This window comes from Novosphingobium sp., assembly GCF_025351285.1.
In the GTDB taxonomy this organism is placed as follows: domain Bacteria; phylum Pseudomonadota; class Alphaproteobacteria; order Sphingomonadales; family Sphingomonadaceae; genus Novosphingobium.
The window spans coordinates 18,741-29,200 of sequence record NZ_JANXWG010000030.1 but is presented as its reverse complement, the minus strand read 5'-3'; the positions used below and the strand labels follow the sequence as shown (position 1 = coordinate 29,200).

General features: G+C 66.6%; 9 protein-coding genes and 1 pseudogene. All 10 read right to left on the bottom strand.

Features of this window, described 5'->3' with window-relative positions; translation table 11 throughout:
- Positions 1-353 (bottom strand): annotated as a pseudogene (locus Q0R16_RS03720) (UDP-N-acetylmuramoyl-L-alanine--D-glutamate ligase); the annotation flags it as partial.
- A complete protein-coding gene (gene mraY, locus Q0R16_RS03715) occupies positions 350-1,414 on the bottom strand; it encodes a phospho-N-acetylmuramoyl-pentapeptide-transferase (protein WP_295632088.1) in 1,065 nt (354 codons plus the stop codon). The gene mraY and the pseudogene Q0R16_RS03720, both read right to left, overlap by 4 nt.
- Entirely contained in the window at positions 1,415-2,941 is a 1,527-nt protein-coding gene (gene murF, locus Q0R16_RS03710; protein WP_295632085.1) for a UDP-N-acetylmuramoyl-tripeptide--D-alanyl-D-alanine ligase, read from the bottom strand.
- Entirely contained in the window at positions 2,938-4,422 is a 1,485-nt protein-coding gene (locus Q0R16_RS03705) for a UDP-N-acetylmuramoyl-L-alanyl-D-glutamate--2,6-diaminopimelate ligase (protein WP_295632082.1), read from the bottom strand. The genes murF and Q0R16_RS03705 overlap by 4 nt, the downstream gene beginning before the upstream one ends.
- Positions 4,419-6,119 (bottom strand): penicillin-binding protein 2, encoded by a 1,701-nt coding sequence (locus Q0R16_RS03700; RefSeq protein WP_295632095.1) that lies wholly within the window; start codon positions 6,117-6,119, stop codon positions 4,419-4,421. The genes Q0R16_RS03705 and Q0R16_RS03700 overlap by 4 nt, the downstream gene beginning before the upstream one ends.
- 86 nt (positions 6,120-6,205) lie before the next feature.
- Positions 6,206-7,024 carry a hypothetical protein gene (locus tag Q0R16_RS03695; RefSeq protein ID WP_295632078.1) on the bottom strand — a complete coding sequence of 273 codons (819 nt, stop codon included), beginning with the start codon at positions 7,022-7,024 and terminating at the stop codon, positions 6,206-6,208.
- A complete protein-coding gene (rsmH, locus tag Q0R16_RS03690) occupies positions 7,021-7,965 on the bottom strand; it encodes a 16S rRNA (cytosine(1402)-N(4))-methyltransferase RsmH (RefSeq protein WP_295632093.1) in 945 nt (314 codons plus the stop codon). The genes Q0R16_RS03695 and rsmH overlap by 4 nt, the downstream gene beginning before the upstream one ends.
- A gap of 26 nt (positions 7,966-7,991) precedes the next feature.
- Positions 7,992-8,498: a division/cell wall cluster transcriptional repressor MraZ gene (locus Q0R16_RS03685; RefSeq protein ID WP_295632075.1), complete on the bottom strand. Its 507-nt coding sequence runs from the start codon at positions 8,496-8,498 to the stop codon at positions 7,992-7,994.
- 463 nt (positions 8,499-8,961) lie between these two features.
- Positions 8,962-9,390 (bottom strand): hypothetical protein, encoded by a 429-nt coding sequence (locus Q0R16_RS03680; RefSeq protein WP_295632072.1) that lies wholly within the window; start codon positions 9,388-9,390, stop codon positions 8,962-8,964.
- A 16-nt stretch (positions 9,391-9,406) separates the two neighbouring features.
- Positions 9,407-10,405, bottom strand: a complete 999-nt coding sequence (locus Q0R16_RS03675) for a cysteine synthase A (protein WP_295632070.1) — start codon at positions 10,403-10,405, stop codon at positions 9,407-9,409.
- Positions 10,406-10,460 lie beyond the last annotated feature (55 nt).

Below are 10,460 nucleotides of genomic sequence, written 5' to 3'. Positions count from 1 at the left end.
ATCGCCACCACCTTGTGCTCGGGCAGGCTGGCCCGCGCCAGCGCGAACAGCTCGATATCGCCGATGATCGGCACGCCGGCGCGCGCGGCATGATCGGCGATCGGGTGGCGGTTGATCGGCACGCCGGGCGAGACGACAACGCCATCATAGCCATCGAGTTCGAAGCTCAGCGGATCGACCAGTTCGACACCCGGGTGGTTCAGCGCCTCGACCGAAAGCCGCGCTTCCTCGCGGTTATCCCACGCGGTGACCCGCGCGCCGCTTGCCAGCAAGGCCTCGACACTGGCCAGCCCGGACCGCGCAAGGCCCAGCACCGCGTAACGCTTTCCCCAAAAGGCGTGCGAAACGATCATCTGACTTTGAGAGTCGCCAGTCCGATCAGCGCGAGCACGATCGAGACGATCCAGAAGCGGATCACCACTGTCGATTCCTTCCAGCCGAGCTGTTCGAAATGGTGGTGGATCGGCGCCATGCGGAACACGCGCTTGCCGGTGCGCTTGTAGACGAACACCTGGATGATCACCGACAGCGCCTCGGCCACGAACAATCCGCCGACGATGCCCAGCACGATCTCGTGATGCGCCGCCACTGCGACGATGCCCAGCGCGCCGCCGAGCGCGAGGCTGCCGGTATCACCCATGAACACTGCCGCAGGTGGCGCGTTGAACCACAGGAACGCCAGGCATGCGCCCATGATCGCTGTGCAGAAGATCGCCAATTCGCCCGCCTCCTTCACGTGCGGAATGCCCAGGTAATGCGCATAATCGACGCGGCCCGCCAGATAGGCGATGATCGCAAATGTCCCGGCCGCGATGATCACCGGCATCGTCGCCAGCCCGTCGAGCCCGTCGGTCAGGTTCACCGCATTGCCCGCGCCCACGATCACGAACGCCGCGAACACGTAATAGAACGGCCCGAGCGGAATGTAGAGATGGCTGAACACCGGCACGTAAAGGTTGGTGTCGGTCACCACGATCCACGCCGCGATGCCGGCCACGATGAATTCGCCGAGCAGCCGCACCCGGCCCGAAACGCCCTTGTGGCTGGCCTTGCGCACCTTGTCGAAATCATCGAGGAACCCGATCACGCCGAAGCCCATCGTCACCGCCAGGCACGCCCAGACGTAGCGGCTCGACAAGTCCATCCACAGCAACAGCGATATCGTCAGCGCAATCACGATCATCAACCCGCCCATCGTGGGCGTGCCGCGTTTGGCGAGGTGGCTCTGCGGCCCGTCTTCGCGGATCGGCTGGCCCTTGCCCTGCCGCACGCGCAGCATCGAGATGAAGCGCGGGCCGATGATCAGCCCGATCACCAGCGCGGTCATCAGCGCCGCGCCCGACCGGAAGGTCTGGTAGCGGATGAGGTTGGTAAACCCCTCGAACTTGAGCAATTGCGCCAGAAAATAGAGCATTCACGCACCCCTGGCCGTGAGCGCGCGCACGAGAGCACCCAGTCCGACCGAATTCGACCCCTTGACGAGCACGGCGTCCCCACCGTGAATGCCCTCGCGCCCAAGCCGCGCGATCGCGGTCCTGGCATCGTCCACATGGCTTACATCGATCGGCGCGGCAAGGCCGGCTGCGGCGGATTTCCCCGGCGCGGATGGTGCAGTGTCTGTAAGCGCAGCCGCCAGAGGAGCCATTTCCTCGCCTACCAGGATGACAGAATCGACCCTGGCCGCCCTGATGGCCTCGGCCAGGTCCGCATGATAGCGGTCGCTGTCCGCACCCAGTTCCTTCATCGCACCCAGCACTGCGATCCGCCGATGCGCGCGCGTCGCGCCAAGGCTGCCGAGCGTGGCGCGCATCGAGGCGGGGTTGGCGTTGTAGCTTTCGTCGATCACCAGCGCGGCTCCCGATCCGTCGCCGCCTTGCGCCGCAATCGTGTGCCGCGCGCCGCGTCCGGTCAGCCCTTCCATTTCGGCTAGTGCGAGCCCGGCCGCGCCAAGATCGCCACCTACCGCCATCACCGCGGCCATGACCGCCAGCGAATTGACCACCCAGTGCTCACCCGGCTGGCTGACGGTGTAGCAAAGCCGCCGTTCGCCCAATTGCGCGGTGACCAGCGTGCCGCCGCCGGGCGCGCCGACCGCATCGATCATCCGCGCTTCGGCATGCGCGGCCAGGCCGAACGGGACGATCCTGGCGGCATGGAGTTCAGCCTTGGCGCGCAGTCGCGCATAGTGCGGGCTGTCGGCAGGGATGATGGCCACGCCGCCTTCGACCAGCCCTTCGAAAATCTCGCCCTTGGCATCGGCAATCTCGGTTTCGTCCTTGAAGAATCCGATATGCGCGGGCGCGATCGTGGTGATGATCGCCACGTGCGGGCGCACCAGTTGCGTAAGTTGTGAAAGCTCGCCCGAATGGTTCATGCCCATCTCGAACACGCCGAACTGCGTGCGTGACGGCATCCGCGCCAGGCTGAGCGGTACGCCAACGTGGTTGTTGTAGCTTTTGAGGCTGCGGTGCGCGCGGCCTCCGCCACCGTGAAGACTACTGCCCCGATCGAGCGCCGCGAACAGCGCCTCTTTCACACCCGTCTTGCCTGCCGATCCGGTCACGCCGATGATCTTTGCGGTATCCTCGACCCGCGCACGTGATGCCCACGCGAGAGCTTCGAGCGCGACAAAGGTATCGGGCACCAGCACGTGAGGCTGCACGATCGGCCGATCGACCACCGCCGCTGCTGCGCCCTTCGCAAAAGCGCCGTCGAGAAATTCGTGCCCGTCCGAAGCCTCGCCCTTGAGCGCGAAGAACAGATCACCTTCCATCGCCTCGCGGCTGTCGATCTCGGCGCCGGCCACCTCGAATTCACACGATGCCGTACCGCCGGTCGCCGTTGCGAGTTCGTCGCTCGTCCACAGCGCCATGCCGCACGCGTCCGAAGGGTCCTCGGGCCAGCCGATGATCGCGGTATGCCGAATTGCCATCGCATTCATGCCACGCACTCCCGGGCCACCGCGACGTCGTCGAACGGCAGCACCCGCATCGCCTCGCCGCGCCCCACGATCTGGCCTTTTTCATGGCCCTTGCCTGCAATCAGCACAACATCGCCGGCGCCCGCTTCGGCCATTGCGGTGCGGATCGCCTCGCGCCGGTCGCCGATTTCGCGGGCATTGGTGCAGCCCGCCAGGATCGCTGCACGGATCACGGCAGGTTCCTCTCCGCGCGGGTTGTCGTCGGTCACGATCGCCACGTCCGATCCGGCGCAGGCCGCGCGGCCCATCTCGGGCCGCTTGCCCTCGTCGCGATCGCCACCCGCGCCGAACACGGTGATCAGCCGGCCTTGCGCGTGCGGGCGCAACGCCGCGATTGCGGCTTCCAAAGCATCAGGCGTATGCGCGTAATCGACATAGACCGGTGCTCCGCTGCGCGTGATCGCCGCGCGTTCGAGCCGCCCGCGCACCGGCTGGAGCCGGCCGAGCGCGGCAAAAGTCTCGCCCGCATCACCCCCGCTGGCGATCACCAATCCCGCCGAAACCAGCGCGTTCGCCGCCTGATAAGCGCCGATCAGCGGCAGCATGACCTTGTAGTTCTTGCCCGCGTGCCGGATTTCCAGCGTCTGCCCCAATTGCCCGGGCGTGCGAGCGAGCAGGCGGATGCCGCGATCGTCACCATCAGCCTGCTCGCCCACCTCGAGCAGCCGCAACCCCCGTTGACGGGCATGCTCGAAAGCCTTCGCGGACCATGCATCGTCGGCCCACACCACAGCAGTGCCACCGTCCTCCACAACCTCGTCGAACAGCCGCATCTTGGCGGCAAAGTAGGCGTCCATCGTCAGGTGGTAATCGAGGTGATCGCGGCTGAGGTTGGTGAACGCGCCCGCCGCCACGCGCAACCCCTCGTTGCGGAATTGCGACAGGCCATGGCTCGAAGCCTCGTAAGCGACATGCGTGACGCCCTCGCGCGCCAGCCCGGTCATGTTGGCAAGGAACGTCACGATATCGGGAGTGGTCAGCCCGGTCGAAACCGATTCGTCCGCCGTGGTCACGCCCAGCGTGCCGATCGAGGCCGCGCGGATGCCTGCCATGCGCCACAATTGGCGGGTCAGTTCGACGCAGGAGGTCTTGCCGTTGGTCCCCGTCACCGCGACAACGGTTTCGGGCACCGGCTGGAAGAACTGCGCCGCCAGCATGGCAAAGGCCCGGCGCGGTTCGGCATCGGCGACATGCGCCGCGCCGTTCACGCGCACCTCGGGCCGCGCCACCACCGCAATCGCGCCCGACGCGATCGCCGCCTCGATGAAGTCCTCGCCATTGAAGCGCGTGCCCGGAAACGCTCCGAACACAGTGCCCGGCGCGACCTTGCGGTGATCGATCGCAAAGCCGGTAACCGTCGCGTCCGCGTTCGCTTCGATGGTGTACCCGGCAGCGGCCGCGCCTTGGTTCACGGCAGCCGCCGCCAGCGCGCCCAGCTTCATTCGCCGTCTCCGCTCGCGACCAGCGGGGCGACGTCCGAGATGTCGACATCACGCTTGGCGTCGGGCACCACGCCCAGCAGCGGGCCGATGCGCGGGATCAGCCGGCCGACTGCGGGCGCTGCATTCCACGCCGCGGTGCGCTGGCCCGATGTCGCCTGCGTACCCTGCGGCTCGTCGATCGAGGCCAGCACCACATAGCGCGGGTGGTCCATCGGGAAAGCCGCGGCAAACGTCGCGATCAGCGCGCTTTTCTGGTAGCCATGCTTGCCCGGCTTTTCGGCCGAACCGGTCTTGCCCCCCACGCGGAAGCCCACTGCATTGGCCTTCTTGCCGGTGCCGACTTCCACGATCATCCGCAGCAATTGCCGCATTCGCGCGCTGGTCGCGGCCTTGAACACGCGCCGCCCCTGCACCGCGTGGCCGGGCTCGACCTTCATCAGCGTGGCCGGGCGCCAGATCCCGCCATTGACCATCGCCGCATAAGCGCAGGCCAGGTGCAGCGGGCTGATCGCCATGCCGTGGCCATAGCTGACGGTCATGTTGGTGATCCGCGACCAGTTGCCCTTGGGCCAGATCGGGAAACCGCGCGCGGGAAGCTCGATATAGGGCCGCTCGCTCATGCCCAGGTTGAGCATTGTCTGCCGCAGGGCCGGCGCGCCCAGCTTGTCGGCCACTTGCGCGGTGACGATGTTGGACGAATGGACCAGCGCCTCGGGCACGTTGAGCGAGGCGCCGAAACTGTGGCTATCGTGGATCAACCGCCCGTCGATCGAAAGCGGCTTGCCGGAGGGGTAGCGCACCGACAGATCGGTCACCACGCCGGCATCGATGGCCGACGCGATCGTGATCGGCTTGACCACCGAGCCCAGTTCGTAAACCTGGTTCGACACGCGGTTGAACACCAGCGCGTTGTACGCAAGATCGCCGCGGTTGGGGTTGAATGCGGGCAGCGAGGCCAGCGCGACCACTTCGCCGGTTTCGACATCGAGCACGATGCCCGCGGCGCCCTTGGCGTTGCTTTCTCCCATCGCGCGGCCCAGTTCGTCCTCGAGCGCACCCTGCACCCGCATATCGAGCGCCAGCGCCACCGGCTGGCCGCGCTGCGCCGGATCGATCAACCGCGCGTTGAGCACTTCCTCCATGCCGACATGGCCCTGGCCGTTCTCGTCGACATACCCCACCGCGTGCGCTGCCAGCGAACCTTGCGGATAGAAGCGCTCTGTCTCGCGCGGGAATTCGAGCGCGGGCTCGCCCAGCGCGTAGATCTTGTTGGCATCCTCGGGCAGCACGCGGCGGCGCAGATAGCTTGGCCGGTCGGACTTGAGCCGCTGCACCAGATCGGCGTAATCGGCATCGGGGAACACGCCCATCAGCGCGCGCGCCACTTCTTCGGGCGTGCGCACCAGCGGCGATATGGCTCCCTGGCTGGCGTTCTTGCCCTCGCCGAACGCCTTCGGGTTGAACCACAGCGCATAGGCGGGCAATTCGCGCGCCAGCGGCGCACCGCTGCGATCGGTCAGTTCGCCGCGCGGGGGCAGCAGCCGGTCGGTCATCGAGCGCATGCCGGGCGCGCGGTCGAACAGCCCGATCTGCGCGATGCGAGCGAGCGCGGTCGCCGTGCCCAGGCCGAACAGCGCCGCCACCACCAGCACCCGCGTCTTGGCGGTGAGCAGCGAACGCGCGCGCAATTGCGCCACTTGCCCGCGCTCGCCTTGCGCGCGGCCGGTGCCGGAGAACGATGCACGACCGGCAAATGCGGCCGGGAGCGGAGGGGCGATCGCGTTCAAGCCGGCTTCTCCGTCGAATGCGTCTTGGGCTTGTGGCCGGCGGATGCGGGCTTGGCTTTCGCTAACTTGGGCTTAGCGGCCTTGGGCTTTGGAGCCTTGAGCTTTTGGGGTTTGACCTTGCTGGTCTTGGCCGCGTCGGGATTTGCCTTCGATTTGGCAGGTGGCTTGTGCGCCGGCTTGCGCACTGCCTTTCCTGGCCCGCCAAGATCGACATGTCCGAGCCGCTCGCCCAGCGCTGCGGTGGCGGCGGCATGGTCTGCGCGGCTGCCTGCCTGGCCACTCGCATCGACATCGTCGGTCGCCAGCAGCCGTTCACCGGTAGGCGCACGCATCACTGCATCGCTGCGCACTGCACGACCCGAAGGCTTGCCGGTCAACGGCGAAACCATCGCGGGAAACGATGGGCCGGAATAGGCCGCGGCTGCGGTGCCCGAGGTCGAGGCGGCATCACCGCTCAGGCCGTTGGCGCTATCGCCCAGTTCGGCCAGCCGCACCGGCGCCGGCGCGTCGGGCCCGGCGGGCTTGCCGAGCATCGCCAGTTGGCGCTCGTTTTCCAGATACTGCCCGGCGCCAGGCGCGACATAGCCGAAATCGACGTCGTTCCACGCCTTCAACTGCTGCTGGCTGGCGCGGGTTTCGAACTCGGTCTGGAGGTACATTGTCTCCTCGCGCAGCGCGACGATGCGGTTTTCCTCGCGCCGCACCTGGCTGCGCAGCGCATTGACGCGCAAGGTCAGCACCAGCACCAGCGTTGCGCAAACCGCCAGCAAGGCCAGCCAGCCGATCGAGCGAAGACGGCGTGCGGACAGGCTCATGCCGCAAGGCTCCCATGATTGCGTGCCGGCGCCGCGCTGCGGATCGCCCAGCGCAAGGTGGCCGAGCGTGCGCGCGGGTTGCGCGCGACTTCGGCCTCACCCGCCCGGATCGCGCGCGACACTTTGCTGAATGCGGGCGGATGCGCAGACGGAAGATCGGGCAAGTGACGAGACCCTGTGGGTCCGCCGTCCGAACCTTCGCGCAGGAAGCGCTTGACCATGCGGTCCTCCAGGCTGTGAAAGCTGACCACCGCCAGCCGCCCGCCGGGCGCCAGCAGCGTTTCGGCCGCCGCCAGCCCTGCGGCCAGTTCGTCGAGCTCGCCATTCACGTGGATGCGCACGGCCTGGAAGCTGCGCGTGGCGGGGTCCTTGGGCGCACCCATGCGATAGCCCAACGCGCGCCGCACCACGCCCGCAAAATCGCCGGTGGTCACCAGCGGCCGCGCCGCCTTGACCGCGCGCGCGATCCGCCGCGACTGGCGCTCCTCGCCGTAAGTAAAAAGCACGTCGGCGATTTCCGCCTCGTCGGCTTCGTTGAGGAAATCGGCCGCGCTCATGCCGTCCTGCGACATACGCATGTCGAGCGGGCCGTCGCTGGCGAAGGCGAAACCGCGCTCGCGCTGGTCGAGCTGCATCGAGCTGACGCCGATGTCGAAGACGATTGCCTGCACCGACGCGATGCCCGCTTCGGCCATGCCCGATACCAGTTCGGAAAAGCGGCGCGGGTAGAGGATCAGGCGCGTTCCCAGTTCGGACCAGTCCTGCGCCGCCTTGATCGCATCGGGATCGCGATCAAAGGCGTGGACCGTGGCGCCCGATGCCAGCAGCCGACGGGTGTAACCGCCCGCGCCGAAGGTGGCGTCAATCACCAAGTCACCGGGCTGCAGCGCGGCCGCCTCGATCACTTCATCGAGCAGCACGGGAATGTGCGGGACGGCCATTTCGGCGGTGGCTACGGGCACGCCGCTCACTTGCGCCGATCCTTGCCCATGGTCTCGGCCATCTTCGCACGGCACGATGCCTTGATCGTGTCCCAGCCCGAAGGCATCGCGAACAGCACTTCGGGCGGCCAGATCGTGAAATAATTACCGCCGCCGTGAAAATAGAGCCCGCCTTCTGCCGCGATCATCTCGCTGAGGTACGACGGCAGCACAAAGCGCCCCGATTCATCGAAGTTGGCGCGGCGAAACCCGCTCAACTGCGCCATGAACAATTCGCGTGAGAACACTTCGACTTCATCTTTGGCGCGCGCCTTTTCCTCTTCCATTTCAAGGTGAAAGTAGCGCGGACGGTCGGTTCCGAAGCCCACCATCGCGGGCAGACGGGGGTGCTTGTCGAGGCATAGAATGCGTTGGCCGGCCGAGGCGGTGCGGACATCGGCGCGAAAGTCGGAGGGCAGCACGAAACGGTTCTTCTCGCCGCGTGGCGAAAAGCCCTGTCCCCAATACTGCATGGCCGCCTGCGAATCCGGCACTGCATCACCCCGTCCGGGCAAACGCCACCAGTCCGACCCACGCCTATGCGCCGGCCGGTCATCCCCCGCGGATGCACCTGGAGTTCGTCCCGAGGGTTTTGTCTAACCGAGCTTTGCCCGTTGGGGAACCCCTCTTGCGGGAAAATGCGGGAATCCACGGGCATAATAAATCTACGTATCTGATTTTATGATATTTTATTAGGCGCCTTGCGATCCTTGATGGCGTTCCCACTGGCTCATGGGCTCAAGCTATAATGCTTCTTTTTCAGTGTTTTAGAGATACGGTATCGAGTCGTCCGGACGCCGTATCATACCATGGCCCGCTTCCTCCCGCATATCGACTCGAATTTCCTGCAGAGTCCCGCTCCAACCACGCCACAAGGTGCATGATCGTAGCCTAAGACTTCGGTAGAATGGGCGAGAAACGGCGCAAATGTGCGCAATTCAAAGCAGCGCAACCCGATCAGGGCGTGTGCGAGCCCCGCGCGGGATCTTGCGGGACGACCAGCGCCGGGTTGCGCGGCGCGGGGGTCGCATTGCCTGCCCCCGGAGCGCGGCCCGCGCGCATTTCGGGCGCCACGCCCATGTCCGCCAGCGGATCGCCGGGCCCACCCGACGGGCGCACCACCGCGCTGCGCGCGACGACGCCACCGTTGGCGAGCGTGGCCGCGTCTTCGGTCTGGCGCGCGTGCTGCATGATCGCGCTGGCCAGGGCGATCAGCAGCAGGATCGCCGCCAGGCCCAGCAAACCGACCTGCAACCGATGCACCGCTTGCGTGCGCAATTCGCGCTTGCTGGGTGGCACGAAGTGCAGCGCGTCGTCGATAAGCTCCTGCGATAGGACCTTTTCGGTCCGCGCGGCGCGGTAAAGGGGGTTTGCAAAACGGGCCATGTTGCGGATTTGTAGCTTATCCCGCCAGCCAGGGGAAGACCGGCAGGCCCTTCGCCCGCAGCCACTCGGCGTTGTAAAGCGACGACAGGTAGCGGAAGCCCGTATCGCACAGGATCGTTGCCACCCGGCTGCCCGCGCCCAACTGCCTGCCCAGCGCCACCGCGCCAGCCACGTTGATCCCGCTGGAAAGGCCCAGGCACAGCCCTTCGTCGGCGAGCAACCGTTCGACCCAGTGCAGCCCTTCCTGATCCGAGATGCGGAACTGCGCATCGATCGGCGCGCCTTCCAGGTTGGCGGTAATCCGCCCCTGCCCGATGCCTTCTGCCACCGAAGACCCTTCGGCCTTCAACTCGCCATGCGCGTAATAGTTGTAAAGCGCCGCACCGTGCGGATCGGTCAGTGCAATCGTGACCGCCTCGTCGAACGCCTTGAGCCCCATGCCCACCCCCGCGATCGTTCCGCCGGTTCCCGCAGCGCACGTGAAGCCATCGATGCGATGCTCCATCTGCTCCCAGATTTCTGCCGCGGTGCCTTCGATATGCGCGCGGCGGTTGGCGACATTGTCGAATTGGTTGGCCCAGATCGCGCCTGGCGTTTCCTCTGCCAACCGGCGCGAGGTGTGGACGAAGTGGCACTGGCTGGAAAACGGCGCCGCCGGCACCAGCACAAGTTCGGCGCGCAACGCCCGCAGCGTGTCCATCTTCTCGCGCGATTGCGTTTCGGGCATCACGATGATGGTCTTGTAGCCCAGCGCATTGGCCACCAGCGCCAGCCCGATCCCGGTGTTGCCCGCGGTGCCCTCGACGATCGTCCCGCCGGGCAGCAGCACGCCGCGCTCCTCGGCATCGCGCACGATCCACAGCGCCGCGCGGTCCTTCACCGAGGCGCCCGGGTTGGCGAATTCGCACTTGCCCCAGATCTCGCACCCCGCCGCCGCGCTCGGCCCCTTGAGCAGGACGAGCGGCGTATTGCCGATGAGAGCGAGTGTGTCGGGAGTGGCAGCAGGTGCAGTCATGAGGTGGAGGTAAGGGCGGCAGCGCGCATCGGCAATCCATTTTGGGTTTGCTGGC